Source organism: Neorhizobium sp. T25_13 (assembly GCF_002968675.1).
GTDB lineage: Bacteria > Pseudomonadota > Alphaproteobacteria > Rhizobiales > Rhizobiaceae > Neorhizobium > Neorhizobium tomejilense.
Genome location: NZ_PVBI01000010.1, coordinates 45,675 through 70,927 on the forward strand (window position 1 = coordinate 45,675; position 25,253 = coordinate 70,927).

The 25,253-nt window shown below is 60.2% G+C and carries 26 protein-coding genes; 9 read left to right on the forward strand and 17 right to left on the reverse strand.

Features of this window, described 5'->3' with window-relative positions; genetic code table 11:
• Positions 1–27: 27 nt before the first annotated feature.
• The 7 genes from trpA to C5J22_RS22190 all read right to left on the reverse strand — a co-directional run bounded on the left by trpA (position 28) and on the right by C5J22_RS22190 (position 6,781).
• On the reverse strand, positions 28–867 hold the full coding sequence (gene trpA, locus C5J22_RS22160; protein ID WP_105440014.1) for a tryptophan synthase subunit alpha: 840 nt from the start codon (positions 865–867) through the stop codon (positions 28–30).
• A gap of 1 nt (position 868) precedes the next feature.
• Positions 869–2,089 (reverse strand): tryptophan synthase subunit beta, encoded by a 1,221-nt coding sequence (gene trpB / locus C5J22_RS22165; RefSeq protein ID WP_105404809.1) that lies wholly within the window; start codon positions 2,087–2,089, stop codon positions 869–871.
• 11 nt (positions 2,090–2,100) lie between these two features.
• Positions 2,101–2,757 (reverse strand): phosphoribosylanthranilate isomerase, encoded by a 657-nt coding sequence (locus tag C5J22_RS22170; RefSeq protein WP_105440015.1) that lies wholly within the window; start codon positions 2,755–2,757, stop codon positions 2,101–2,103.
• A gap of 211 nt (positions 2,758–2,968) precedes the next feature.
• The gene (locus tag C5J22_RS22175) at positions 2,969–3,730 is read right to left on the reverse strand and encodes a M48 family metallopeptidase (protein ID WP_105440016.1); all 762 of its coding nucleotides are present in this window, start codon (positions 3,728–3,730) and stop codon (positions 2,969–2,971) included.
• Positions 3,731–3,822: 92 nt separating this feature from the next.
• The gene (locus C5J22_RS22180; protein WP_046668110.1) at positions 3,823–4,245 is read right to left on the reverse strand and encodes a DUF2852 domain-containing protein; all 423 of its coding nucleotides are present in this window, start codon (positions 4,243–4,245) and stop codon (positions 3,823–3,825) included.
• 149 nt (positions 4,246–4,394) lie between these two features.
• Positions 4,395–5,678 carry a polyhydroxyalkanoate depolymerase gene (locus C5J22_RS22185; protein ID WP_105440129.1) on the reverse strand — a complete coding sequence of 428 codons (1,284 nt, stop codon included), beginning with the start codon at positions 5,676–5,678 and terminating at the stop codon, positions 4,395–4,397.
• Between the two features lie 260 nt (positions 5,679–5,938).
• On the reverse strand, positions 5,939–6,781 hold the full coding sequence (locus C5J22_RS22190; protein WP_105440017.1) for a fumarylacetoacetate hydrolase family protein: 843 nt from the start codon (positions 6,779–6,781) through the stop codon (positions 5,939–5,941).
• A 155-nt stretch (positions 6,782–6,936) separates the two neighbouring features.
• Between C5J22_RS22190 and C5J22_RS22195 the strand changes: the two genes are divergently transcribed.
• Positions 6,937–7,536, forward strand: coding sequence for a nitroreductase family protein (locus C5J22_RS22195; RefSeq protein ID WP_172746745.1), 600 nt, complete (start codon positions 6,937–6,939; stop codon positions 7,534–7,536).
• A 132-nt stretch (positions 7,537–7,668) separates the two neighbouring features.
• Here C5J22_RS22195 and gyrB read toward each other — a convergent pair whose 3' ends face one another.
• From gyrB to C5J22_RS22220, 5 genes are all read right to left on the reverse strand, one after another.
• On the reverse strand, positions 7,669–10,104 hold the full coding sequence (gyrB, locus tag C5J22_RS22200; protein WP_105440019.1) for a DNA topoisomerase (ATP-hydrolyzing) subunit B: 2,436 nt from the start codon (positions 10,102–10,104) through the stop codon (positions 7,669–7,671).
• 139 nt (positions 10,105–10,243) lie between these two features.
• Complete coding sequence (locus C5J22_RS22205) at positions 10,244–10,609, reverse strand: helix-turn-helix domain-containing protein (RefSeq protein ID WP_038547381.1); 366 nt, start codon at positions 10,607–10,609, stop codon at positions 10,244–10,246.
• Positions 10,606–11,199 carry a Smr/MutS family protein gene (locus C5J22_RS22210; RefSeq protein WP_105440020.1) on the reverse strand — a complete coding sequence of 198 codons (594 nt, stop codon included), beginning with the start codon at positions 11,197–11,199 and terminating at the stop codon, positions 10,606–10,608. The genes C5J22_RS22205 and C5J22_RS22210 overlap by 4 nt, the downstream gene beginning before the upstream one ends.
• Positions 11,196–12,314, reverse strand: coding sequence for a murein transglycosylase A (locus tag C5J22_RS22215; RefSeq protein ID WP_105440021.1), 1,119 nt, complete (start codon positions 12,312–12,314; stop codon positions 11,196–11,198). The genes C5J22_RS22210 and C5J22_RS22215 overlap by 4 nt, the downstream gene beginning before the upstream one ends.
• Positions 12,311–13,009, reverse strand: coding sequence for a Tim44/TimA family putative adaptor protein (locus C5J22_RS22220; RefSeq protein ID WP_105404816.1), 699 nt, complete (start codon positions 13,007–13,009; stop codon positions 12,311–12,313). Before C5J22_RS22220 ends, C5J22_RS22215 begins: the two co-directional genes overlap by 4 nt.
• Before the next feature lie 126 nt (positions 13,010–13,135).
• Here C5J22_RS22220 and C5J22_RS22225 point away from each other — a divergent pair, with 126 nt between their 5' ends.
• Both C5J22_RS22225 and secB read left to right on the forward strand, forming a co-directional pair.
• Entirely contained in the window at positions 13,136–13,651 is a 516-nt protein-coding gene (locus C5J22_RS22225; protein ID WP_105440022.1) for an FxsA family protein, read from the forward strand.
• An 85-nt stretch (positions 13,652–13,736) separates the two neighbouring features.
• Positions 13,737–14,213, forward strand: coding sequence for a protein-export chaperone SecB (gene secB / locus C5J22_RS22230; protein WP_046611880.1), 477 nt, complete (start codon positions 13,737–13,739; stop codon positions 14,211–14,213).
• 52 nt (positions 14,214–14,265) lie between these two features.
• Here secB and dnaQ read toward each other — a convergent pair whose 3' ends face one another.
• Genes dnaQ through C5J22_RS22255 form a run of 5 tightly spaced genes read right to left on the reverse strand, consistent with a single transcriptional unit; the run spans position 14,266 to position 17,870 of the window.
• Positions 14,266–14,970 carry a DNA polymerase III subunit epsilon gene (dnaQ, locus tag C5J22_RS22235; RefSeq protein ID WP_105440023.1) on the reverse strand — a complete coding sequence of 235 codons (705 nt, stop codon included), beginning with the start codon at positions 14,968–14,970 and terminating at the stop codon, positions 14,266–14,268.
• Positions 14,963–15,574, reverse strand: a complete 612-nt coding sequence (gene coaE / locus C5J22_RS22240; protein WP_105440024.1) for a dephospho-CoA kinase — start codon at positions 15,572–15,574, stop codon at positions 14,963–14,965. The genes dnaQ and coaE overlap by 8 nt, the downstream gene beginning before the upstream one ends.
• Positions 15,571–16,431 carry a shikimate dehydrogenase gene (locus tag C5J22_RS22245; RefSeq protein ID WP_105440025.1) on the reverse strand — a complete coding sequence of 287 codons (861 nt, stop codon included), beginning with the start codon at positions 16,429–16,431 and terminating at the stop codon, positions 15,571–15,573. Before C5J22_RS22245 ends, coaE begins: the two co-directional genes overlap by 4 nt.
• Complete coding sequence (locus C5J22_RS22250) at positions 16,424–17,017, reverse strand: Maf-like protein (RefSeq protein WP_105440026.1); 594 nt, start codon at positions 17,015–17,017, stop codon at positions 16,424–16,426. Before C5J22_RS22250 ends, C5J22_RS22245 begins: the two co-directional genes overlap by 8 nt.
• 31 nt (positions 17,018–17,048) lie before the next feature.
• Positions 17,049–17,870, reverse strand: coding sequence for a pyruvate, water dikinase regulatory protein (locus C5J22_RS22255; protein ID WP_105440027.1), 822 nt, complete (start codon positions 17,868–17,870; stop codon positions 17,049–17,051).
• A gap of 404 nt (positions 17,871–18,274) precedes the next feature.
• On the opposite strand from C5J22_RS22255, the gene hemE reads away from it, so the two are divergent.
• The 6 genes from hemE (at position 18,275) to rsmG (ending at position 25,244) form a co-directional block, all read left to right on the forward strand.
• Positions 18,275–19,309, forward strand: coding sequence for a uroporphyrinogen decarboxylase (gene hemE / locus C5J22_RS22260; protein WP_105440028.1), 1,035 nt, complete (start codon positions 18,275–18,277; stop codon positions 19,307–19,309).
• On the forward strand, positions 19,306–19,851 hold the full coding sequence (gene hemJ / locus C5J22_RS22265) for a protoporphyrinogen oxidase HemJ (RefSeq protein ID WP_105440029.1): 546 nt from the start codon (positions 19,306–19,308) through the stop codon (positions 19,849–19,851). Before hemE ends, hemJ begins: the two co-directional genes overlap by 4 nt.
• A 192-nt stretch (positions 19,852–20,043) precedes the next feature.
• The gene (gene rho, locus C5J22_RS22270) at positions 20,044–21,309 is read left to right on the forward strand and encodes a transcription termination factor Rho (RefSeq protein ID WP_105404823.1); all 1,266 of its coding nucleotides are present in this window, start codon (positions 20,044–20,046) and stop codon (positions 21,307–21,309) included.
• Positions 21,310–21,395: 86 nt separating this feature from the next.
• The gene (gene mnmE / locus C5J22_RS22275) at positions 21,396–22,700 is read left to right on the forward strand and encodes a tRNA uridine-5-carboxymethylaminomethyl(34) synthesis GTPase MnmE (RefSeq protein ID WP_105440030.1); all 1,305 of its coding nucleotides are present in this window, start codon (positions 21,396–21,398) and stop codon (positions 22,698–22,700) included.
• 45 nt (positions 22,701–22,745) lie between these two features.
• Positions 22,746–24,626, forward strand: a complete 1,881-nt coding sequence (gene mnmG / locus C5J22_RS22280) for a tRNA uridine-5-carboxymethylaminomethyl(34) synthesis enzyme MnmG (RefSeq protein WP_105440031.1) — start codon at positions 22,746–22,748, stop codon at positions 24,624–24,626.
• On the forward strand, positions 24,627–25,244 hold the full coding sequence (rsmG, locus tag C5J22_RS22285) for a 16S rRNA (guanine(527)-N(7))-methyltransferase RsmG (protein ID WP_105440032.1): 618 nt from the start codon (positions 24,627–24,629) through the stop codon (positions 25,242–25,244). It abuts the gene before it with no gap.
• Positions 25,245–25,253: the final 9 nt, after the last annotated feature.

A 25,253-nucleotide genomic window follows, 5' to 3' on the forward strand; every position in this document is an offset into this window, starting at 1 on the left:
CGATTAACTCAAGCCTAATGTGGGAAACTATTCGGCGGCAACAAGGCGGGCAGCGCGCACGCCGGTTGCAAGGCCCCGAACCAGGGTTGCGACCGCAGCAACGGTATCCGGACCGGCCTTGCCGTCCTTGGTGAGGCTGCCGGCGATCTGGCTGACGATTGCCGAACCGACGACGACGCCGTCCGCTGCAGCACCGATTGCCTTGGCGTGATCCGCGGTCTTGACGCCGAAACCGACGCAGACCGGCAGAGCCGTGTGGCCCTTGATGCGCTTGACGGCTCCGCCGATCAGCGACGGATCCGGAAGGGCCGAGCCGGTAATGCCGTTCATCGAGACGTAATAGACGAAACCCGACGTGTTCTTGAGGACGGCAGGCAGGCGCTTGTCGTCGGTGGTCGGGGTGGCGAGGCGGATGAAGTTGACACCCTTGGCCAGTGCCGGGATGCAGAGCTCGTCATCCATTTCCGGCGGAAGGTCGACGACGATCAGGCCGTCGATGCCGGAGGCGATCACGTCGTCGAGGAATTTTTCGACACCATAAACATAGATCGGGTTGTAGTAACCCATCATGACGATCGGCGTTTCAGCATCGCCTTCGCGGAACCTGCGTGCGAGCTCGAGCGTCTTTGCGAGCGTCTGGCCGTCCTTCAGGGCGCGCTGACCGGCCATCTGGACCGCCGGGCCATCGGCCATCGGATCGGAAAACGGCATGCCGAGCTCGATCAGATCGGCCCCGGCATCGGGCAGTGCCTTCATGATGCCGAGCGAGGTCTCGAAATCCGGATCGCCGCCCATGATGTAGGTGATCAGCGCGGGGCGACCCTCGGCCTTCAGGGCCGCGAAACGTTTGTCCATACGAGCGGTCATATCAAAGCTCCATGCCGAGAATCTTGCCGACGGTGAAGATGTCCTTGTCTCCACGGCCCGACAGATTCATCAGGATGATTTCGTCCTTGCCCATCTTCGGGGCGCGCTTGATCACTTCGGCGAGCGCATGGCTCGGCTCCAGCGCCGGGATGATGCCTTCGAGGCGGGTCAGCATCTGGAAAGCGTCGAGCGCTTCGTCGTCCATGATCGGCACGTATTCGGCACGGCCGATGGAATGCAGCCAGCTGTGCTCCGGACCGATGCCCGGATAGTCGAGGCCGGCCGAGATCGAATGGCCTTCGAGGATCTGGCCGTCGCCGTCCTGCAGCAGATAGGTACGGTTGCCATGCAGAACACCAGGCGATCCGGCGGTGATCGAGGCGCAGTGCTCGACGCCCTGGAGACCACGGCCACCGGCTTCGACGCCGACGATCCGGACGCTGTCGTCATCGAGGAAAGGATGGAAGATGCCGATCGCGTTCGACCCTCCGCCAACGGCGGCAATGACCACGTCAGGCAGCCTGCCTTCGGCTTCCAGCAGCTGAGCGCGAGCTTCGGTGCCGATGACCGACTGGAAGTCGCGGACCATTTCCGGATAGGGATGCGGCCCGGCGGCGGTGCCGATCAGGTAATAGGTGTCGTCGACATTGGTGACCCAGTCGCGCAGCGCCTCGTTCATGGCGTCCTTCAGCGTGCCGTGACCGGCGGTGACCGGACGGACTTCAGCACCGAGGAGCTTCATGCGGAAGACATTCGGCGCCTGGCGCTGAACGTCGGTGGCGCCCATGTAGACGACGCAGGGGAAGCCGAAACGGGCGGCAACGGTCGCGGAGGCAACGCCATGCTGGCCGGCACCGGTTTCGGCGATGATACGGGTCTTGCCCATGCGCTTGGCGAGCAGGATCTGGCCGATGCAGTTGTTGATCTTGTGCGAACCGGTATGGTTCAGCTCTTCGCGCTTGAAATAGATCTTGGCGCCGCCGAGATGTTCGGTCAGGCGCTCGGCGAAATAGAGCGGGCTCGGGCGGCCGATATAATGGGCGCCGAGATCAGCCAGTTCCTTCTGGAAGGCCGGATCGTTCTTCGCCTTTTCCCATTCCCCCTGGAGATCCAGGATCAGCGGCATCAGCGTTTCGGCGACGAAGCGCCCGCCGAAAATACCGAAACGGCCATCCTCATCGGGGCCGGAACGGAACGAATTGGGTTTTGGCGTCTCGTTCACTGTCTACTCCCTCACGCGCTTTTCCGACCCGCATCTGCAACGGCATCGAAAAACGCATCGATCATTCCAAGGTCCTTGATACCCGGCGCACTTTCGACGCCGGACGATAGATCGATACCGGTCGCCCGCGTCGATTTGAGGGCGATGGCGGCATTATCCTTGTTCAATCCTCCCGAAAGCATGTAATCCACGCCCTCGTCAAGGGAAGCCATCAGGCTCCAGTCAAAGGAAATGCCGTTACCGCCCGGCAATTCAGATCCGGCGGGAGCTTTGGCATCGAAGAGAAAACGGTCAGCGACGCCGATATACGCATCGACCCGGTCAAGATCGCCGGCTTCCTTCACGGAAAATGCCTTCATGACCGGCAGGCCGAAGAGCGCCTTGACCTGCAGAACCCGTTCGGGGCTCTCGTTGCCATGCAGCTGCAGGATATCCGGCCGCACCATGGATACGATGTCGTCCAGTTCCTCGTCATCGGCATCGACCGTCACCGCGACGAGCTTCACCCGTCCGCGGACTCGATCGGCAAGGTCTCCGGCCAGATCCGGCTCGACATAACGCGGGCTCTTGGCAAAAAAGATGAAGCCGATATGCGAGGCGCCCCGCGCCACGGCGCGATCGACAGCCTCGGGGGTCTTCAACCCGCAGATCTTGATATCAGGTTTCATGAGGTGCGGAGTGGCATGAAATTCCGCCGGAGTCGAGGCAAATCATAGCCGAGAGTGCCGCGTTTGGGGCATGGGTCCTCGGGTCAAGCCCGAGGATGACGACGGAGAAGGCGGCGGATGGCTAAAGAGCGGACGGCTGGTGATCGCCAACGGGCGAGAACATCCAAGCTCGTCATCCTCGGGCTTGACCCGAGGATCCACAGGCGGCCTCCTACTCGAAATCGATCGCGTGCAGCTGCGAGCCGTGCTGTTTAAGCCATTTGCGCGCTTCTTCCATGCGCGGGCACAGCTCCCTGCACAGGGCCCAGAATTTCGGACCGTGGTTCATCTCCTTCAGGTGCGCCACTTCATGGGCGGCGAGATAGTCGATGATCAGAGGCGGAGCCATGACGATGCGCCAGGAAAAGCTGAGATTTCCATCCCACGAGCAGGACCCCCAGCGGCTGCGGGTATCCTTCATGGAGACCGACTTGATCGGCTTGCGGATAGCGGCTGCGTGGCGGGCGACCAGCACTTCCAAATCCTTGCGCGCTTCCTTCTTGAAAAAGGCGGAGAGCCGGCGGCCCATATGATCCTCAAGGCCGCTGACCCTTAGCACCGGTTCGCCGTCGATCAGCACCGCCTCGGTAAGGCCGCGGAGCGTGCCGGTATGTTCGATCCGGTGAGGCACGCCGCGAAAGGCGATGCGGCCGCCCGGACGAATCGCATTGTCCGCGGAGAATTTCGCCAGCTTGGTCAGCAGCCAGCCCTGATGGCGGTCGAGAAAATCGTCAATCTCGCGCTTCAGCAGGCCCGCCGGCACGGTGAGATTGAGCGCGCGGCCGCCGGGTTCGATCCTGAGCGTGATGCGGGTGGCACGGCGGTTTTCCCTGATCGTCAGCGGCATCGCCCGATCGCCGACATCAAGGGTCCGCTTCACCGTTTCGAGCGGTTTCGGTTTGGAGCGGACTGACTTTTTCAGAAGCGCGAACATGGACCCTTTCTAGCCGATTCCCTTACATAAAAAAGCCGGCGCCTCGCAGACGCCGGCTTTCCATCACGTTTCACGTGAATCCTTGGGAGGGATCAGAGATCGACAACCGGGTTCTGGCCGGAAGAACGGTTCTGCCGCTCGCGCATGAAGCGATCGAACTCTTCCTGGTCCTTGGCGCGGCGAAGCTCGCGGACATAATTGTCGAATTCTTCGCGCATCTCATCCAGCTTGCGGCGTTCTTCCTCGATCCGGTCGATCTCGGTCTTGCGCCAATCGTCGAAGGCGATGTTGCCGGTGGTGAAATGCGTGTTGTAACGGGATTTCGCCCGACGGCAGCCGGCGAACATACGATCGGCGCGGTCGTTGGCATCGCGCTTGAAGCCGCGGAGCCTGTCCCCGAAGAGAATATAGGCGAGCATGGCAAGGCCGAGAGGCCAGAAAACGACGAAGCCGAGCACCATGAGCGCGATGGTGGCCGGCGTCCAATCCGGACGAATCAATGCTGACTGGTTCATTGGTCACACCCTGATGTTTCAGCGGGTGGCCACATGCCAGCCCGTCTCATCCCGATTTGGTGAGCCCATGATCCGCCTTCAAGAAGACGGATCATTAAATTCAAGAAGATGCTGAAATATAAACCGGAATTCGAAGAACCCCGCCGAGCTTAACCGACCTTGCCGCCCTTTATCACGCGCTTGACCGGAGTCTTCTTCGGTGCGGACCTGGCATGTTTCTGGGTGAAGGCAACGATGCGAGGCGCGATCTCGCGGCGGAAACGCGAGCCGTTGAACACGCCGTAGTGGCCGACATCCGGCTGCATGTAATGCAGGCGCATGTCATCGGGGATATTGGGGCAGATGGTCTGCGCCGCATTGGTCTGGCCGAGACCGGAAATATCGTCGTTCTCGCCCTCGACGGTCAGAAGCGCCACCTGATGGATGAGCTTGGTATCGACCGGTACATTCCGGTGCATCATCTCGCCCTTCGGCAACGAATGCTTGATGAAGACCGTGTCGACCGTCTGGAGGTAAAACTCCTCGGTGAGGTCCATGACGGCCAGATATTCGTCGTAGAACTCGCGGTGCTTCTCGGCGGACTCGCCGTCGTTCTTGACGAGGTGCTGGAAAAACTCCTTGTGGGCGCTGACATGGCGGTCAAGGTTCATCGACATGAAGCCGGACAATTGCAAGAAGCCCGGATAAACGCGGCGCATGAAGCCTGTATGCGGCCACGGCACGTTCATGATGACGTTGTCGCGGAACCATTCGATCGGATGTTTTTCCGCGAGCTTGTTGACGGCGGTCGGGTTGATGCGGGTGTCGATCGGGCCGCCCATCAGGATCATCGAGGCCGGAACCATCGAATCCCGCTGCGATTCCATCACCGCCACGGCAGCAAGCACCGGGACCGAAGGCTGGCAGACGCCGATCACATGGGCGCCAGGGCCGATCGCATGCAGCATCTCGATGATGTAGTCGATATAGTCGTCAAGATCGAAGCGGCCATCGGTGATCGGCACCATGCGGGCGTCGATCCAGTCCGTGATGTAGACATCGGCGCTTGGCAGCAGCGCTTCCACGGTGCCGCGCAACAGGGTCGCATAATGGCCGGACATCGGCGCGACGATCAGGATCTTCTGGTCCGGTGCACGGCCGGCCGGCAAGTCACGGCGGAAATGCAGGAGATTGCAGAACGGTTTGTTCCAGACGATCTCTTCCGTCACCGCGACGGTCTCGCCGTCGACGATCGTGAACGGGAGATCGAAGGCCGGCTTGCCGTATCGGCGCGTCACGCGCTCGAAGACTTCAAGGCCGGCGGACAGCGTCCGGCCCATCGTCGTATGGGAAAACGGATTGAGCGGGTTGGAATAAAAGAAGTGCATGGCATCCGCGGCAGCGCGGACGGGAGCCATCGCGGCGTGGTTCATCTCGTAGAACTGATAGAACATCGAGGTGCTACCTTTCTTGATTTCCGACAGCGCATTCGACAGGGGCATCGAACCGATCGGTTCAGGAGCAGCGTGGGGGTAGGCTAGCGCTTTTCTATTGCGGTGCAACATTATGGGGGATACCGGCTGAATTGGCCAAGAGGAAGGCGGAACCGCAGATCATTCTGCTGTCTTGAGAATGACATGTAAGCCTTAAAGTTCCACCTTCCAAGCCTGGTTAAGGACTCATCCCCGCCGGCGGGCATGAGTCCTCCGATCATTTAGACGTCGGCGACGAAGGTCTGACGCTGGGTGCCGAGGCCATCGATGCCGAGCTCGACGACTTCGCCGGGCTTCAGGAAACGCTGCGGCTTCATGCCGAGGCCGACGCCCGGCGGCGTGCCGGTGGAGATGATGTCGCCCGGATGCAGCGACATGAATTGGCTGAGGTAAGAGACGAGATAACGGACGCCGTAGACCATGGTCTTGGTGGAACCGTTCTGCATCTTCTCGCCGTTGACCGTGAGCCACATGCCGAGGTTCTGCGGATCGGCGATTTCGTCCTTGGTGACGAGCCAGGGGCCGATCGGGCCGAAGGTGTCGCAGGACTTGCCCTTGGTCCACTGGCCGGAGCGTTCGGCCTGGAAGGCGCGTTCGGAGACGTCGTTGGTCAGGCAGTAGCCGGCGACATAATCCATCGCATCAGCTTCGGAGACATATTTCGCGGTCTTGCCGATGACCACCCCGAGCTCGACTTCCCAGTCGGTCTTCTCAGAACCGCGCGGAATGACCACGTCGTCATTCGGGCCGACGATGGCGGAAGTCGCCTTCATGAAGATGATCGGCTCCGGCGGAACGGTCGCGCCGGTTTCGGCCGCGTGGTCGGAATAATTGAGGCCGATGCAGATGAACTTTCCGGTGCCGGCGACGCAGGCGCCAATGCGGGTCGGCTGCAATTCGGGCAGGCTTTCCGGATCGAGAGCAGCGATCCTGGCAAGCCCTTCCGGGGAAATGGCAGGCCCGGCAATATCGGCGACATGGCCGGACAGATCGCGAATCTTGCCCTTGTTGTCAAAAAGTGCCGGCGTTTCATGGCCCGGCTCACCAATGCGCATCAGTTTCAAAACATGATCCTCCATTTAAGCGAGGAGGTTTATGGAACATGCGTCCCGGCTTGTCACGCCCGTTTTCAGCCAGCCAGAAGTCTGTTGCCAAGCAGGTCGGCGGGCCTATTGTTAATGTTAAATCTACTCCCGGCCTGCAATTTCGGAGAATGCCCATGACCAGCAGCAACACCCGCGACTCGGAGTTTCCGATCGACACCTTCTTCCTCGACCGCTGGTCGCCGCGGGCGTTTACCGAGGAAACGATCGATCAGGCGACCATGCTCACGATCCTCGATGCTGCCCATTGGGCGCCCTCCTCCGGCAACAACCAGCCATGGCGTTTCATCTATGCGCTACGCGGAACGCCTTATTTTCCGGTGCTCGTCGACATTCTTTCGCCGGGTAACCAGCGCTGGGCGCAGAACGCGGCAGCGCTGATGATCGTCGTGTCGAAGACCTATCGGGTCGCGAGCAATGGCGAGCGCCGGCTCGCCTACACCCATTCCTACGATACGGGTGCTGCCTGGTTCTCGGTGATCTGCCAGGCGATGAAACTCGGTTATCACGCCCATGGCATGGAGGGTTTCGACAAGGAAAAGGCCGTCGAAGCGCTGGGCATTCCGGAAGGTTACCGGGCCGAGGCAGCGGCTGCGATCGGCCGCATCGCGGACCGGAGTACGCTTCCCGACGACCTTGCCGAGCGGGAGGTTCCAAGCAAGCGCAAGCCGGTTTCGGAGATCGCCTTCGAGGGAAAATTCACCGGAGAGCCCTGAGCGCCGGCGATGCCTCGAAAATTGTTTCACGTGAATCCCTATCCACAGGAAAGATTCACGTGAAACACTTTCGAACTGGACAAACAAAAAACGGCGGCCCGAGGACCGCCGCTTTTTTGTAAAGCTTCAACGTCAGATGTCGAGGTTGGCAACGCTCAGCGCGTTTTCCTGAATGAACTCGCGGCGCGGTTCAACTTCGTCGCCCATCAGGCGCGAGAAGAGACCGTCGGCATCGGTCGCGTCGTTGACCCTGACCTGCAGCAGCGAGCGGACGTTCGGATCGAGCGTCGTTTCCCAGAGCTGCTCGGCATTCATCTCGCCGAGACCCTTGTAACGCTGCATGGAAAGACCCTTGCGGCCTGTCGCGAAGATCGATTCCAGCAGCGCGCGGGGGCCGGACATTTCCTGCTGACCATCCTTGCGGGTGAGGACCGGCGGGGTGCGATAGATTTCCTGCAGGCGCGCAGTCATCTGGTCGATATGGCGGGCATCGGCCGAGCCGATCAGCGCCACGTCCACGGAGGCGACTTCCTTGACGCCGCGCACCATGCGCTCGAAACGCAGGCCGCCCTCGTCCGTCACATGGCCGGACCAGCCGCGTTCGGTCTCTTCGGCGATCATGTCCAGGCGGCGCGCGACTTCGTCGGCAGTCTGCTGGGCCCGTTCGCGATTGTCCGTCAGGTCCGGATGGAGCGCACCGGCGATCGCGGCCTGTTCGATGATCGAGCGGCTGTAACGAGAATGCAGGCCTTCGACCAGGCTGCGCAGGCGCAGCGCGTCCTGGATGACTTCGCGCATATCCTGTCCGGCACGTACTTCGCCGGAACCGAGCGTCAGCGTCGCCTCTTCGAGGCCCATGGTGATCAGGTATTCTTCCAGGGCGACTTCGTTCTTCAGGTACTGGATCGACTTGCCGCGGCTGACCTTATAGAGCGGCGGCTGGGCGATGTAGATATGTCCGCGCTCGATCAGCTCCGGCATCTGGCGGAAGAAGAAGGTCAGAAGCAGGGTGCGGATATGGGCGCCGTCGACGTCAGCGTCCGTCATGATGATGATCTTGTGGTAACGCAGCTTGTCGGCGTTGAACTCGTCCTTACCGATCGATGTGCCGAGCGCGGTGATCAGCGTGCCGATTTCCTGGCTTCCGAGCATCTTGTCGAAACGGGCACGTTCGACGTTGAGAATCTTGCCGCGGAGCGGGAGGATCGCCTGGTTCTCGCGCGAACGGCCCTGCTTGGCGGAACCGCCGGCGGAATCGCCCTCGACGAGGAACAGTTCGGACTTGGCCGGGTCGCGCTCGGAGCAATCGGCAAGCTTGCCGGGCAGCGAGGCGATGTCGAGTACACCCTTGCGGCGGGTCAGCTCGCGGGCCTTGCGGGCAGCTTCGCGGGCAACTGCCGCCTCAACCACCTTGCCGACGAGAATCTTCGCTTCGGTCGGATGCTCTTCAAACCAAGTGCTCAGGGCTTCGTTCATCAGGCTTTCGACCACAGGCCGAACTTCCGACGAAACGAGCTTATCCTTGGTCTGCGATGAAAACTTGGGGTCGGGCACCTTGACGGAAAGCACCGCGGTCAGGCCTTCGCGGCAGTCTTCTCCCTGCAGCGTGACCTTTTCTTTCTTGGTAATGCCGGAACTATCCGCGTAGGACGTCACCTGGCGCGTCAGGGCGCCGCGGAAGCCGGCCATATGAGTGCCGCCATCGCGCTGGGGAATGTTGTTGGTGAAGCAGAGCATGTTTTCGTGGTAGCTGTCGTTCCACCACATGGCCACTTCCACGGTCATGCCGTCCTTTTCGCCCTTGATGGCGACGGGCTTTTCGACCAGCGGCTTCTTGGAGCGATCGAGATAACGGACGAAGGCTTCGAGGCCGCCGCCATACAGCATCTCCTCTTCCTTAACATCCGGCTTGCGCTTGTCCGTTAGCCGGATTCTGACGCCGGAATTCAGGAACGCCAGTTCGCGCAGACGATGCTCGAGCGTGCCGTAGTCATATTCGGTCATCGTGAAGGTGTCGGAGCTGGCGAGGAAGGTGACCTCGGTTCCGGAACGGCCTTCGTATTCGCCGATGACCTTGAGCGGGCCGTCGGCAACGCCGTGGGTAAAGGAGATCTCGTGAAGCTTGCCGTTGCGGCGGATGCGCAGCTTCAGCCAGACGGACAGCGCGTTGACGACCGAGACGCCGACGCCATGCAAACCGCCCGAGACCTTGTAGGAGTTCTGGTCGAACTTGCCGCCAGCATGGAGCTGGGTCATGATCACTTCGGCAGCCGATACGCCTTCGCCGGTGTGAATGTCGGTCGGGATGCCGCGTCCATTGTCCGTAACGGTGATCGAACCGTCGGCATTAAGGGTCACGGTCACAAGGTCGGCATGGCCAGCCAGCGCCTCGTCGATCGCGTTGTCCACGACTTCGTAGACCATGTGATGCAGGCCGGAGCCGTCGTCCGTATCGCCGATATACATGCCGGGCCGCTTGCGCACTGCATCGAGGCCCTTCAGAACCTTGATCGAGTCGGCACCATATTCGGCACTCGCGCCATTGTCGCTGACGGGTGTATCGGTCATCAAGTATCTTCCAATTCGTTTGAGATGCCGGTTAAGCGAATCACCGGCCATTCCACCCTCAGAATATAGGGAAATCGGGGCGGTTTCTAAAGGTTGAGCCTCGCCAATACGGCATGAAAGCCGTGGATGCGTAGCGAATTCAGCCTCGCATCTCGGCTTTTTTGAGGAGCGTGTCCATTTCCTCTATCACGTCGGGCGGTAAAGAGCGAATCCGCTGCGCCAGCCGGTTGGCAAAGCCGGTGTATGATGGCGGCAGACCCGCGGTATCAAGCACGACTTTCGGATGCGACGCTTCGGCAAGGCGGAAAAGTTCTTCCGCCTCGTCCCAGATGACGTTGAAATAACCGGCGATCCGCTGCAGCAGCTCGAAAGTGGGCCTGCCGCGCTTTCCATGCTCCAGGGCCGAAAGATAGGCGGGGGTGACGCCGATCGCCTCGGCAAGCTCACGCTGAGTAATGCCCTTGCGGCGGCGCAGCTCTCTCAGTGCATGGCCGAAGGGGGTCATTCCCGATCTCCGCGATTGTCCCCTCTGCCGCGCGAAAGCCGCACATACATGGCGCCCTCCCCGCCATGATGACGCGCCGCCCATTCGTAGGACGAGATCAGGAAACGGAACTCCGCTTTCGAAAACCACAGAGGCACGGCGCGGCGAAGTGCGCCTTCGCTGCCCATCGAGCTGCCCTTGCCGGTGATCACCAGCACATGGCGAAGACCGCGCTCATGGGCCCGCAGCAGAAAATCGAGAAGCAGGTCGTGAGCCTCCCCCTGGAATAGTCCGTGCAGATCGAGACGGGCATCGATCGGTAGCCGACCCTTGGCGAGCTTTTTCTTGACGGGCTTTTCGAGCGGCTGATGAGAACCTACGGGACGCTTGGCCGGGACGGGCGCCGGAAGTTCGACTGTATAACTCTGCTGCCGCGGCGCGGGTTTTGGCTTTTTCGCTTCGACGGCCGCTTCCTCCGCGGCGATCTTTGCGGCCTCCGCTTCCTCGAACTGCAGGATCTCCTTCATGCGGCCGGGCAAGGCGCGGGCCGACTTCGCGACCCTTCCCCACAATATCCGCTCTTCCGGATCGAGTTTGCGACCGCCCTTCATCCGCCGTACCTGACGGACGCTGCCTTGGGGATGAGGATGTAGAAGTCCGCATCGTTGCGCACGGTTCCAGCAAGCTCGCCTGCCTCTAAGCCGGAGCCGGTAAAAATGTCGCCGCGCGCCGGGCCGACGATCGCAGATCCGGTGTCGAGCGCCAGCATCAGCCGCGCGAAGGGTTTGCCACCATCCATATGGGTCAGCGTCTCGGACCGGATGAAAAAGGGGAAACCGAATGTATGAATCTGGCGATCGACCGCCAGCGAGCGTCCCGGGATCAGAGGCACCTTGGCGGCCGCCACCGGCCCGAGCGACGGATCGGAGACATCCGCTTCCCGGAAGAAGATGTAGGAACGATTGTGCCAAAGAACCTCGTCAACCTTACCCGGATTCTCAGCCAGCCAGGTTCGGATGCTCTGCATGGAAATCTTCGCCGGGTCGATCTCGCCGCGGTCGATCAGCAGCTTGCCAATCGGCGAGAACGGATGACCCGCCTTGGCGGCATAGGTGATCCGCCGGATGTTTCCATCGGGATATCTCAACCTCGCCGCGCCCTGGACATGAATGAAGAAGACATCGACCTTGGACTTCGCATAGGCGATCTCCAGGCCGCGGCCTTCGAGAAAACCTCGGTCGATCTCGCCGCGGTCCGGATAGGGCGCGATGCCACCGGGCATCTGCCTCCCGAACATGTAGCCGGAGTCCAATCCTGTCGGGCGGTTACCGTCGTCGAGATCGACGAGATCGTCCGGGCGAGAATAGAAGGGGTGGATCCAGACGTCGTCCCGCGTTTCCGAGACCTCTATCTCAGGCTCGTAGAAAGCAGTGACGAAACCGCGCCGACCGTCTTTGCGGGTAATCAGGAAGGGCGTGCAATGGGCCTCGAAAAAGGCCCGGGCAGAAATGGGATCGCCCGGGATGTCCCGGGCGGCTTCGATGAAGGTGGCGAGTTCCTCGGCCGTCAGGCCAAGGGAACCGGTGCGGTATGGCTTGACCTTGCGGATATGCTCCAGCGACGCCCGCATGCCGGCAAAAAGCGTGGTCGGATCGTCATCGCCCCACCCCGCAAGATCGGGGAAGGATACCGGCCGAAGGGTATAATCCGCAGAGCTCAAGGTCATTGTTCGGATTCGGTGGCGACCAATCTCCAGTTCGGATCGCGGGAGTGGATGTCACGGGCAAAGGTCCAGATGTCGGTGACTTCGGCCACGGTCTCCTGATCGCCGTCGATCAGCGCGCCGGCCTTGTCATAGGTGGCGGAAATCAGCTGGCTGACGATGCGGACGGTGATCTGCTCTTCGGCATCCTTGACGGCTGCATGGGTGATATCCGCCTTGTCGATACCGACGAATGTCGACTTCACCACCTCGCCGCGGGATTCCCGGTCGGTGATCGCCGTGTCGAAACCGTCAAAAACCTCTTTCGAGAGGAGGCCCTTCAGCGTCTTCCGGTCGCCGTCGGCAAAAGCCATGACGATCATCTCGTAGGCCATGCGGGCACCGTTCAGGAACTCGCGGGGGCGGAAGGAAGGATCTGACTTCACCAGTTCGCGCAGCGCGGTGTTGAGCGGCGTGTCGGGCTTGGCGACAGCGTCGACATCCGCATAACGCTGCTCGTCATCCGTGGCGTCGCGACGCGGCAGGGTCACGACCTTGCTGTCATCGCCACCCGGGTTTTTCGCGACGTCGCGGGGGCTGTAAGGATCGAACGGCGGCTTCTCGCTTCCCGTCCGGCGTCCGAGCACACTGCGCAGTTGCAGGAAGATCAGAACCGCTGCGACAAGGAAAAAGAGTGTTATAAAGTCGTTGGAGCCCATCTTAACCCGCATTTGGCGTTTAAATATTCGGTGCAGTCTCTCATATAGTCTGCATACGCCTATCATTCAAATGATGAAGACGTTAGCGCTTTGCGCGCAACCGGATATCACGACACAGGGAATATCATGCGCTTCTTTCTCGTGCCGCTTCTTCTGATCGGCTGGCCGCTCGCCGAAATCGCCGGCTTCGTGCTGGTCGGCAAAGCACTCGGCCTCTGGGCGACACTCGGTCTGGTCATCGGTACCGCAGTGCTCGGAGCCATTCTGCTGCGCAGCCAGGGGACCCAGATCCTGAGGAAGATTTCGACCGAGAGCCGGGACGGCCGCGCACCCGGCCGCGCCCTGATCGACGGCGCGATGATCGTGGTCGCCGGAATCCTCCTGCTGCTGCCTGGCTTCCTCACCGACATCATCGGGCTGGCGCTGTTCATTCCCTTCGTGCGCAGCCTGATCTGGTCTGTGGTCGGCCGCCGCATCGTCGTCGTCCGTTCGCCGCGCAGCGAAAGCTATCGCTATGAAAGCCCGAAACCTTCGCCGGAGGCCAAGAAAACCGGGCCGGTGGTCGATCTCGACGAGCAGGATTACCATCGCGATCCAGACCCCTCTTCGCCCTGGGCCGGCTCCAAAAGCAAGGAACCTTGAGAGGTCCTGCGGGTTGGCCAGGGTTGTAAGCCCCCAGACGAAATGTTAGAGGGCCTCAACGCTCCAAAGCCTCGAGGAAATCCCAATGGCAGACGATAACAACCAGGCCGCAACGCCGTCCCTCAACATCCTGGCGCAGTACACCAAGGATCTCTCCTTCGAGAACCCGGGCGCTCCGCGTTCGCTGCAGGCGCGCGACAAGGCGCCGGCGATCAACATCAATGTCAACGTCAACGCCAATCCGCTTTCGGACGCCGATTTCGACGTTATCCTGACGCTGAACGCCGAAGCCAAGGAAGGCGACAAGATCGTCTTCGCGGCCGAACTGGTGTATGGCGGCGTCTTCCGCATCACCGGTTTCCCGCAGGAACACATGCTGCCGCTGCTCTTCATCGAGTGCCCGCGTCTCCTGTTCCCCTTCGCCCGCCAGATCATTGCGGACGTGACGCGCAACGGCGGCTTCCCGCCGCTGATGATCGACCCGATCGATTTCGCGCAGATGTTCACGCAGCGCATGGCCGAGGAACAGGCCCGTTCCAAGGTCCAGGCACTCGACAGCTGAGATAGAGTTTTTCGATTCGATGATAAGAGCCCGGGCTTCGACCCGGGCTTTTTTATTCGGTCGGCTTGTAGTTCAGCCAGACCGCCTTGTCCTTCAGGGACGCGACCATGGCCGCATGCGCTTCGATCTCGGCTTCCGTCAGCCGGCGGCCAAGAGGCCGCGGACGGCCGGCCACCGCCACCACGACTTCATCGACCTCGATCACCGTCGCAGACCGCTCGTTGCCCATCAGGCCGAGCGCTGTCTGACGGCCGCCGGTCATCTCGATATAGACCTCGGCGAGCAGTTCGGAGTCGAGCAGCGCGCCGTGCTTGGTCCGGTGGGCATTGTCGATGCCGTAACGACGGCAGAGCGCATCGAGCGAATTCGGACCCATCGGATGTTTGCGGCGGGCCATGGCCAGGGTGTCGATGACCTGGTCGGACATCACAGGCGGCAGGCCGAGACGGCCGAATTCCGCATTCATGAAGCCCATGTCGAAGGTGGCGTTATGGGCGATCCACTTGGCACCGTCGAAAAATTCGATGATCTGCTGGACGACATCGCCGAAGCTCGGCTTGTCCTTCAGGAACTCGTCGGTAATGCCGTGAACCGCAAGTGCGTCCGGATGAACCTTGCGGTCGCCCGGATTGATGTAGAGATGAAGCGTCCTGCCGGTCGGGAAATTGTTGATCAGTTCGATGCCGCCGATTTCGATCACCCGATCGACCTTCGATTCGAGGCCCGTTGTTTCCGTATCGAAGATGATCTCACGCATGTGGCTTTTTCTCGCTCGTCTTCCCGGCCTTCAGAGATGCGATGATCTCGCGAACCCGTTCTCTCGCCGCGTCCAGTCCAAGGCCCGTATCGACAAGGAAATCGGCTCTTTTGCGTTTTTCCGCATCGGGCATCTGGCGCGAGAGAATCATCGCCAATTTTTCCTCCGTCATGCCTGGACGCGCAAGCACCCTGTCGCGCTGTATCTGTGGATCGCAGGTGACAACGACAATAACATCGACGCGATTCTCGCCCTTCACTTCGAAGAGAAGCGGGATATCGAGGAGCACGAGGTCGGTGCCGGCCTCTCTGTGGCGCGACAGGAAATCGACTTCACGCTTGCGGACCAGCGGATGGACGATCGCTTCGAGGACCGGGAATTTTTCAGGCGACGCCGAAAGCTGGTGGGACAGTTCCTGACGGTTGATGGCACCATCCTTGACCGTGCCGGGAAATGCCTCACCCACGGGTGCCACCGCATCGGTACGGTAGAGATCATGGACGACGGCATCGGCGTCATTCACCGCGACGCCTTCTTCCGCGAACATTTTCGCGGTTGTGGATTTTCCCATTCCGATGGAACCGGTGAGGCCGATGACAATCATCCGTGGCTTTCCATATTGGCGATGACGAGGTCCCGAAGAATTTTATCGACAACCGGGCGACGGCCGAACCATTTTTCGAAGCCGGGCACAGCCTGGTGCAACAGCATGCCGAGCCCATCGACGGTCGCGAAACCCTGTTCTTCGGCCTGGGCAAGCAGCGGCGTTTTCAACGGAACGTAGACGATATCGGTGACGACCGCGCCGGACGCCAACGGCGAAAAATCGATCTTCAGCGCTTCGCTGCCGTCCATGCCGAGCGATGTCGTGTTCACAAAAAGGCCTACGCCGGACATGACCTCGTGCAGCGCCTCGACAGGATGAGCATGAACTTTCGGGCCGAACCGATCGGCGAGTTCCTCGGCGCGTGAAACCGTCCGATTGACCACATGGATCTCGCCGATGCCGCGATCCCGTATCGCCTGGATGACAGCGCGGCTTGCGCCGCCGGCACCCAAAATCACGGCGCGGCCGATCTTGTCCCAGCCCGAATGGCGGTCATCGAGATTGGCAGTGAACCCGTGGCCGTCGGTATTGGTGGCGTGCAACAGGCCGTCTTCCATCCAGAGCGTGTTCGACGCGCCGAGCTCTTCCGCCAGATCATCCGGCCGGTCAGCCAACTTGAAGGCAAGCTCCTTATGAGGAATGGTGACATTGCCGCCGCGAAAACCGGAGCTTCCGTCTTTCAACGACTGGATGAAGGCGGGGAAGTCCGCTTCGGTCACGGCCTCGGGCCTGTAGGTCCCGGCAATTTCGAACTTCTTCAGCCAATACCCGTGGATCAACGGGGAACGGGAATGCTTCACCGGCCAGCCGGTTACGAAAGCATTAACCAAAAATGTTTCACGTGAATCAGCCATCGATCGCTCCCAGTTCGCGGAGCTTTTCGAGAAGCGGCAGCATGGGCAAGCCGAGAATGGTGAAATAGTCGCCTTCGATCCTTGAAAACAACTGGATACCCTCCCCTTCCAACTGATAGGCCCCGACACTGCCGTAGACCTTTTCCCTGACCCGCGACAGGTAGCGATCAACGAAGGTTTCGTTCAGTTTCCGGACGGTCAGGTCCGCATGGGCGACATGTTCCCAGACGATCTCGTTGTCACGCACAAAAGCGATCGCGCTATTGAGACGATGGGTTCTGTCCGACAGGGAAAGCAGATTCTCTTTCGCTTCGGCAAGGGTCTTCGGCTTGTGATAGACGCGGCTTCCGAGCGACATGGTCTGGTCCGAGCCGATCACCAGCACGCCCGGAAAATGGCGGCTCACATCCACCGCCTTTGCCTTGGCAAGCGTCAGCGCCACCTGGTCGGGGCTTGCGCCTTCCAGTCCGGCTTCAATCTTTCGCTCGTCGATCTCGGCCGCACGGCTCTCAAACGTCAGGCCGGCATTTTCCAGCAGCATTCGGCGGAAGGGGCTGGAGGAGGCGAGTACGAGCGGCACTGTCACGGAAATCTCCCAAAGCTGCGAGCGGATTCGCTTAACGCAGCTTCGGGCGTAGCGCAACGATTGCGGCTGCCGTCTCCTCTATCGACCGGCGGGTCACGTCAATGACAGGCCAATTCTGGCGTGCGCAGAGCGCGCGGGCATATTTCAGCTCCTCGTTGATCGTCGCGCGGTCCGTATAATCGCGCCGGTCGAACCCTTGAGTGACGCCAAGCTCGCGGTGTTCACGCACCTGGCTGATCCGGTCGGTCGTGGCGACGAGGCCGACGATCAGCGGGTGGGTTGCGCGATAGAGACTGTCCGGCAGATCGACGCCCGGCACAATGGGGATGTTGGCGGTCTTGATGCCGCGATTGGCGAGATAGATGCTGGTCGGGGTTTTCGAGGTGCGGCTGATGCCGATCAGCACGACATCCGCCTCATCGTAGTCCTCCGGCATCTGGCCGTCGTCATGATCCATGGTGAAATTGAGCGCTTCGATGCGCTTGAAATAATCCGCGTTGAGCGCGTGCTGGGCGCCGACACGGCGACGGGACGGCGCACCGAGATAGGCCTGGAAGGTCGCCATGACCGGTTCTAGGACGTTGACGCAGGGCAAGCCCATTTCCCGGCATCGCTGATCGATGAGCTCGGCCAGTTCCTGATCCACAATCGTATAAAGGACGATGCCCGGTTCATGGTCGAGCGCCTCGAGCACCGCCAGCAGCTGTTTGCGGTTGCGGATCAGCGGATAGACATGCTCCACCGCCAGCGACGACTGGAACTGAGCCGAGGCGGCGCGGCCCGCGGAAATGAGGGTTTCGCCCGTGGAGTCAGATATGAGGTGCAGATGGAAGAAGTTTTTTCTGTTCTCCACGCTAAACTTAACCCTTTGTTGATAACTCGGGAGAGACCATCAGGTTCTGCCGGACCCGGACCCGGCCTCGGGAAAACTACCTAGTTTTCCACATTCGCAGATCTTGCGGAGGCGGATCAGGTGGTCTTGTGTGTTGCGGGGACAAGCTCCTCGCGCCTCTTTTCTCTCCCCAGCTTATCCACAGATAGCGCCTAATCGGTCAGAGCGCCATGCCTCTGAATTGACTGGCGAAATTCATGCTGTCCCAGCGAACTTGCCCGAGATGCGATTTTTTATCCCTGACGTGAGCACAAAGCGGCGGATCGTCGCGTCGACTGTGATTTGACTTTAATCCTTGCTACCCACCGACTCTAAGAAATAGAAAACCTTTTAAGATTCATTTCTTTGTTTTTAGGGAGAACCCATTGACCGGCTCATACCGGAAGATCGTCGAGGTGCTGGAAGGCAAGACCGTCACTCCACCGCCTGTCTGGCTGATGAGGCAGGCAGGACGTTACCTGCCCGAATACCGGGAGACGCGGGCGACAGCGGGAAGTTTTCTCGATCTCTGTTATACGCCGGACTTGGCTGTCGAGGTGACGTTGCAGCCGATCCGGCGTTACGGCTTCGATGCGGCAATCCTGTTTTCCGATATCCTGGTCATTCCGGATGCTCTTCATCGAAACGTGCGGTTCGTGCAGGGCGAGGGTCCCCAGATGGATCCGATCGATGTTGCCGGCATTCAGGCTCTGAGGAGAGAAGGCGTTCTTGCCCATCTTGCTCCCGTCATGGAAACGGTTCGCCGGCTGAGACGGGAACTCCCTGACGAAACTGCGCTGCTCGGTTTCTGTGGCGCCCCCTGGACGGTTGCCACCTATATGATCGCCGGCCATGGGACGCCTGATCAGGCCCCTGCCCGGTTGTTTGCCTATCGGCATCCCGAGGCTTTCGAAAAGCTCCTCTCAGCTCTTGCGGAGATTTCCGCGGAATATCTGGTCGCCCAGATCGATGCCGGGGCGGATGCCGTGCAGATCTTCGATTCCTGGGCGGGCGTGCTTGGCGAAAAGGAATTCGAAGCCTATGCGGTGAAACCCGTCGCGCGGATGATCGAGATCGTTCGCCGCCAGCGGCCGCAGGCGAAGATCATCGCATTTGCCAAGGGCGCCGGCCTGAACCTGAAATCCTATCGCCAGAAGACCGGGGCGGATGCGATCGGCCTCGACTGGTCGGTGCCGCTTTCGTTTGCTGTCGAGCTGCAGAAGGATGGCCCGGTCCAGGGCAACCTCGATCCGATGCGGGTCGTCGCCGGCGGCAAGTCGCTCGAAGACGGCATCGACGCCATTCTCGAGAAGCTTGGGCAAGGGCCGCTGATCTTCAACCTTGGCCATGGCATTACGCCCGAGGCCAATCCCGACCATGTGACAACGCTGATCGAGCGTGTGCGCGGAGCGAAGGTGTGAGCGGGGAGGAGCTGCAGACAGGCAAGGCAGCCGGGCGGCGGTCGGCATTTCGGGCCCTGGTCGCGCTTGCCGTCTTCGTCGCCATCCTGGTTGCGGTCTACCTGGCTCAGCCGGATGATTTTCTTCTCTACGTCAAGGCTTTCCATGTCATCGCCGTGATGTCCTGGATGGCCGGATTGCTGTACATGCCGCGGCTGTTCATCTATCACAGCGACGCGGAACCGGGTTCGGCGCAGTCCGAAACCTTCAAGATGATGGAGCAGCGGCTCCTGAAGATCATCATGAACCCGGCGATGATGATCACCTGGGTTCTCGGTCTTTTTCTCGCCTGGGACGTATACGAATTTCGCGGCGGATGGCTGCATGCGAAGATCGGGCTTGTCGTGGTGCTCACAATGGTGCATGTGCTGTTCAGCCGCGCGGTGCGTAACTTCGCGGTCGATGGTCCGCGAAGAACGCCGCGTTACTGGCGCTTGATGAATGAACTCCCGACCGTTCTGATGATCGGGATCGTCATTCTGGTGATCGTGAAACCGTTCTGATGCCGGCTTGATCTTTCTTTGGCAAGATTTCGGTCTTACCCCTTGCGGCGTTCCACGTGAATCGCTATTTTCGTCGCCATCTCATCTCGTGGCATGCGTGTAATTTCCCGTCGTCCCCGGATCATCTTCCGCGGTAGCGAATTTCACCGACACGCCTAATTCCCCCGAAATTCTCAATATGGTCCCCTCTTCATGGCTGAAATGAAGCTTCAAGAACTCAAAAGCAAATCCCCTACCGATTTGCTGACCTTCGCCGAATCACTCGAGGTCGAGAACGCCAGCACGATGCGCAAGCAGGAGCTGATGTTCGCGATTCTCAAGGTTCTGGCGAGCCAGGACGTCGAAATCATCGGCGAAGGCGTGGTCGAGGTCTTGCAGGACGGGTTTGGTTTCCTGCGTTCCGCGAACGCAAACTACCTGCCTGGTCCCGATGATATCTATATCTCTCCCTCCCAAATCCGCCGCTTCTCGCTGAAGACCGGCGACACGGTCGAGGGTCCGATCCGTGGTCCCAAGGAAGGCGAGCGTTATTTTGCCCTTCTCAAGGTCAATACGATCAATTTCGACGATCCGGAAAAGATCCGTCACAAGGTTCACTTCGACAACCTGACGCCGCTTTACCCGAACGAGCGGTTCAAGATGGAGCTGGAAGTTCCGACCTCTAAGGATCTCTCGGCCCGAGTGATCGACCTGGTGGCGCCGCTCGGCAAGGGCCAGCGTGGCCTGATCGTCGCGCCGCCGCGGACCGGTAAGACCGTTCTCCTGCAGAACATCGCCCACTCGATCACTGCCAACCATCCGGAATGTTATCTGATCGTCCTGCTGATCGACGAACGGCCGGAAGAAGTCACGGACATGCAGCGTTCGGTCAAGGGCGAGGTTGTCTCCTCGACCTTCGACGAACCGGCCGTGCGCCACGTGCAGGTTGCCGAAATGGTGATCGAGAAGGCAAAGCGCCTGGTCGAACACGGCCGTGACGTCGTCATCCTACTCGATTCCATCACCCGCCTCGGCCGCGCCTACAACACCGTCGTGCCCTCCTCCGGCAAGGTGCTGACGGGCGGCGTGGACGCCAACGCCCTGCAACGCCCGAAGCGTTTCTTCGGTGCCGCCCGTAACATCGAGGAAGGCGGCTCGCTGACGATCATTGCGACCGCGCTGATCGACACCGGCAGCCGCATGGACGAAGTCATCTTCGAAGAGTTCAAGGGCACCGGCAACTCGGAAATCGTGCTCGACCGCAAGGTCGCCGACAAGCGCATCTTCCCGTCGATGGACATCCTCAAGTCCGGTACGCGTAAGGAAGACCTGCTCGTGCCGCGTCAGGATCTCCAGAAGATCTTCGTGCTTCGCCGTATCCTCGCCCCGATGGGCACCACGGATGCGATCGAGTTCCTGATCGACAAGCTGAAGCAGACGAAGACCAACGGCGATTTCTTCGACTCGATGAACACCTGATCCTTAGCCGGATTCACGAATACGACGAGCGCTCGGTTTTAACCGGGCGCTTTTCAGTTTGGAGCCGTCTCTGATAGATTGATTCCATGATCCAGGCAGTCAACGATACGATCTATGCCCATTCCAGCGGTACCCTGCCCGCCGGCGTCGCGGTCATCCGGATAAGCGGGACGCTGGCACTCGGCGCTGCCCAGGTCTTGGCTGGCGAGCTGCCGGCCGCCAGGAGGGCTGCGCTCAGGACGATTCGGAGCCGCAACGGTTCGACAATCGATCAAGCTCTGGTCCTGGCCTTTCCGGGCCCGAATTCCTTTACCGGCGAGGACTGTATTGAAATACACCTGCATGGCAGCCGCGCCGTCGTTTCCGCCGTTTATAGAGAACTGGAAGCGATAGGGCTTCGTCTGGCCGAAGCGGGCGAGTTTTCCCGCCGCGCGTTCGAAAACGGAAAGCTGGATCTGGTGGAGGTCGAGGGCCTCGCGGATCTGATCGCCGCCGAGACCGAGATGCAGCGGCGGCTGGCGGTCGAACAGGGTTTTGGCGGGCAGTCGGCGCTCTATATGGAATGGGCCGAGAGATTGACCCGTGCGCGGGCCTTGATCGAAGCGGAGCTCGACTTCGCGGATGAGGACGACGTTCCCGGATCGGTTTCGGACAGGGTCTGGACCGAGGTGGCGGATCTTTATCTCGAGATCCAGAATCATATCGCCTCCGCGAAAGCCGGAGAGATCATTCGCGACGGATACAAGGTGGTGATCGCAGGCCCTCCCAATGCCGGCAAGTCCAGCCTTCTCAACGCGCTGGCGAAACGGGATGTTGCGATCGTCACGGAGATTGCCGGCACCACGAGGGATATTCTGCATGTCGACGTGGACATGGATGGTTATCTCGTGCGCTTCTTCGATACCGCGGGGCTTCGCGAGAGCGAGGATCGCGTTGAGCAGGAAGGCGTGCGGAGGGCACACATAGCGATCGAACAAGCCGATCTCGTCCTCCAACTCGAGGAAATAGATTCGGACTCGAAACAAATTCTCGACCGGGTGACCGCGGAAGTCCTGCGCGTGGGAACGAAGGCAGATATACGCCGCCCTTCGGCCGCCTACGATCTGAATATTTCCAGCGAAACGGGGGATGGGCTGGATGAGCTTCGTTCCCTGATCCTGGAAAAACTCCGCGAGACCTGGTCCGGATCGCTGGTTCCCAACCGGCAGCGACACCTTCAGTATCTGAAAGAGGCTTCCATTTTTATCGAAGAAGCGTTAAACGGCCGTGAGCTCGATCTTCGGGCCGAGAGCCTCCGGGCCGCAGCAGCGTCGCTCGGCCGCATCACCGGCCGGGTCGATGTGGAGCAACTCCTTGACGTGATTTTTTCGCAGTTCTGCATCGGCAAGTGATTCACGTGAAACAGGGCGAGCCGCGCTGTTTCATAAGGTAGGCAAATGGAAACGACATTCGACGTTATCGTCATCGGCGGGGGGCATGCTGGCTGCGAGGCAGCGAGTGCGGCCGCGCGCATGGGCGCCAGCACCGCGCTGATAACCCATAACCGGCAGACCATCGGCGTGATGTCCTGCAACCCTGCGATCGGCGGTCTCGGCAAGGGCCATCTCGTGCGGGAGGTCGATGCCTTCGACGGTTTGATGGGCCGCGTCGCGGATGCCTCCGGTATCCAGTTCCGGCTTCTCAACCGCAAGAAGGGGCCTGCGGTCCGTGGACCGCGGACGCAGGCCGATCGCAAGCTCTACCGACTGGCGATGCAGCGGGAAATTTTCGACCACCCCAACCTCACTGTAATCGAGGGAGACGCCTTCGATATCGGAATCGAGGACGGGCTAGTCAGCTCGGTTGAATTGAAAGATGGACGTCGATTCGGATGCGGAACAATTGTTCTAACGACCGGAACTTTTCTTCGCGGCCTGATTCATATCGGTGACCAGAAGATTCCTGCGGGCCGCGTCGGTGAAGCCCCTTCCCTGGGATTGTCTGAAACCCTAGCGCGATTTGGCTTACGGCTGGGTCGGCTGAAGACTGGTACTCCGGCGCGACTGGATGGAAATACGATCGACTGGAGCCGCGTCGGCTTGCAGGAGGCCGACGAACATCCGGTTCCTTTTTCCTTCATGACCGACAAGATCACCACAAGGCAGATTGCCTGCGGTGTCACGCGCACAACAGATGCGACCCACAAGATCATCTCGGACAATATCCATCGCTCCGCGATGTATTCAGGCCAGATCGAAGGGGTAGGTCCGCGGTACTGCCCGTCGATCGAGGACAAGATCGTCCGTTTCGGCGAGCGCGATGGGCATCAGATCTTTCTGGAGCCGGAAGGCCTGGACGATCCGACGGTCTATCCGAATGGTATTTCGACATCCCTCCCCGCCGAGGTCCAGGAAGCGTTCATTCGAACCATTCCGGGTCTGGAGGCAGTGAAGATCATGCAGCCGGGCTATGCGATCGAATATGATCACGTGGATCCCCGCGAGCTGACCGCGAGCCTGGAAGTGAAGAAGATTCGGGGCCTGTTCCTCGCCGGACAGATCAACGGAACAACGGGTTATGAAGAAGCGGCGGCGCAGGGTCTGGTTGCCGGGTTGAATGCGGCGCAAAAGGCATCCGGCAGTGAGCCCTATCATTTCAGCCGCGCCGAATCCTATATCGGCGTCATGATTGACGATCTTACGTCCCGCGGAGTGACTGAACCCTATCGGATGTTTACGTCCCGGGCGGAATACCGGCTGTCTCTCAGGGCGGACAACGCGGATGTTCGGCTGACGGAGAAAGCGAACGAGCTCGGCTGTGTCGGGCCTGCGAGGGCAGCAAAGCTGCGCGCCTATACGCAGGCGCTGGATGCAGGCCGGGATTTGCTCCGGTCCCGCAATCTGACTCCCAATGAGGCTAACGGTCATGGCTTGAAGCTGAACAAGGATGGGCAGCGCCGAACTGCTTATGAGCTGCTGGCTTATCCTGATCAATCCCTGGATGGCCTCACGGCTATATGGCCTGAATTGGCGCACTTGTCCCCCAAGGTTGCGGAAGCCCTGGAAATTGAGGCGTCCTATGCGGTTTACATGAACCGGCAGGCAGCCGATATTCACGCTACCCATCGTGACGAGGCCCGAATTATCCCGCAAGGCTTTGATTTTACAAGTCTTCCTGGTCTTTCCAATGAACTTAAATTGAAGCTGACGACGGCAAACCCGGGGAATCTTGCACAGGCTGGCAAGGTTGATGGGATGACGCCAGCCGCCCTTGCTCTCATCCTGGCGCTACTTCGTAAAGAAGAAGCTGCACCAGATCGCCTCAAGCGAGTCCTGTAAATGCTTCTGAACGGCAAGAGTGTTTCACGTGAAACGCAAGAGAAGCTCGAGCATTTTTCCGCGCTTTTCCAGAAGTGGGCCAAGGCCATCAACCTTGTGGCGCCGTCGACCCTGGACGAGCTGTGGCGGCGCCATATAGCTGACAGCGCTCAAATCTTCCAGCTCTCCCCGCAGCCATGCAAGTGGCTTGACCTCGGCTCCGGAGGTGGTTTCCCCGGGATAATCACCGCGATCTTTCTGGCCGAGGCGCAGGAGGGATGGGTTCACCTGGTGGAGAGCAATCAGAAAAAGGCAGCGTTTCTTCGAGTGGCGCTTAGCGAGACGGGTGCCAGAGGTTCTGTCCATCCGCTGCGAATCGAATCGGCCTCCAAGGCTCTTCCAGATTGCGAGCGCATCTCAGCCAGGGCTCTTGCAGAGCTCGATCCGCTTCTTTCCTACACATCGGCGTGGATGATCGGCAAAGAAACAAGAGCTTTTTTTCATAAAGGCAGGGATTACGCGGCGGAAGTCGAGAAAGCCCGTGGTCGTTGGGTATTCGATCTGATAAAACACCCGAGTGCCGTCGAGCCGGATTCAGTCATCCTCGAAATAAGCAATTTGAGGCACAAAGAACCCTAGATTTTCAGG

What these genes read in the sequence shown, in the direction of transcription:
- C5J22_RS22220 (WP_105404816.1), bottom strand. Translation starts at nt 13,009, where the DNA reads ATGGGCTCCAACGACTTTATAACACTCTTTTTCCTTGTCGCAGCGGTT.
- C5J22_RS22185 (WP_105440129.1), bottom strand. Translation starts at nt 5,678, where the DNA reads ATGTTCTATCAGTTCTACGAGATGAACCACGCCGCGATGGCTCCCGTC.
- C5J22_RS22225 (WP_105440022.1), top strand. Translation starts at nt 13,136, where the DNA reads ATGCGCTTCTTTCTCGTGCCGCTTCTTCTGATCGGCTGGCCGCTCGCC.
- C5J22_RS22210 (WP_105440020.1), bottom strand. Translation starts at nt 11,199, where the DNA reads ATGAAGGGCGGTCGCAAACTCGATCCGGAAGAGCGGATATTGTGGGGA.
- C5J22_RS22245 (WP_105440025.1), bottom strand. Translation starts at nt 16,431, where the DNA reads ATGGCTGATTCACGTGAAACATTTTTGGTTAATGCTTTCGTAACCGGC.
- C5J22_RS22180 (WP_046668110.1), bottom strand. Translation starts at nt 4,245, where the DNA reads ATGAACCAGTCAGCATTGATTCGTCCGGATTGGACGCCGGCCACCATC.
- C5J22_RS22205 (WP_038547381.1), bottom strand. Translation starts at nt 10,609, where the DNA reads ATGACCCCCTTCGGCCATGCACTGAGAGAGCTGCGCCGCCGCAAGGGC.
- mnmG (WP_105440031.1), top strand. Translation starts at nt 22,746, where the DNA reads ATGGAAACGACATTCGACGTTATCGTCATCGGCGGGGGGCATGCTGGC.
- mnmE (WP_105440030.1), top strand. Translation starts at nt 21,396, where the DNA reads ATGATCCAGGCAGTCAACGATACGATCTATGCCCATTCCAGCGGTACC.
- C5J22_RS22195 (WP_172746745.1), top strand. Translation starts at nt 6,937, where the DNA reads ATGACCAGCAGCAACACCCGCGACTCGGAGTTTCCGATCGACACCTTC.
- gyrB (WP_105440019.1), bottom strand. Translation starts at nt 10,104, where the DNA reads ATGACCGATACACCCGTCAGCGACAATGGCGCGAGTGCCGAATATGGT.
- dnaQ (WP_105440023.1), bottom strand. Translation starts at nt 14,970, where the DNA reads ATGCGTGAGATCATCTTCGATACGGAAACAACGGGCCTCGAATCGAAG.
- rsmG (WP_105440032.1), top strand. Translation starts at nt 24,627, where the DNA reads ATGCTTCTGAACGGCAAGAGTGTTTCACGTGAAACGCAAGAGAAGCTC.
- rho (WP_105404823.1), top strand. Translation starts at nt 20,044, where the DNA reads ATGGCTGAAATGAAGCTTCAAGAACTCAAAAGCAAATCCCCTACCGAT.
- coaE (WP_105440024.1), bottom strand. Translation starts at nt 15,574, where the DNA reads ATGATTGTCATCGGCCTCACCGGTTCCATCGGAATGGGAAAATCCACA.
- trpA (WP_105440014.1), bottom strand. Translation starts at nt 867, where the DNA reads ATGACCGCTCGTATGGACAAACGTTTCGCGGCCCTGAAGGCCGAGGGT.
- secB (WP_046611880.1), top strand. Translation starts at nt 13,737, where the DNA reads ATGGCAGACGATAACAACCAGGCCGCAACGCCGTCCCTCAACATCCTG.
- C5J22_RS22175 (WP_105440016.1), bottom strand. Translation starts at nt 3,730, where the DNA reads ATGTTCGCGCTTCTGAAAAAGTCAGTCCGCTCCAAACCGAAACCGCTC.
- C5J22_RS22215 (WP_105440021.1), bottom strand. Translation starts at nt 12,314, where the DNA reads ATGACCTTGAGCTCTGCGGATTATACCCTTCGGCCGGTATCCTTCCCC.
- C5J22_RS22170 (WP_105440015.1), bottom strand. Translation starts at nt 2,757, where the DNA reads ATGAAACCTGATATCAAGATCTGCGGGTTGAAGACCCCCGAGGCTGTC.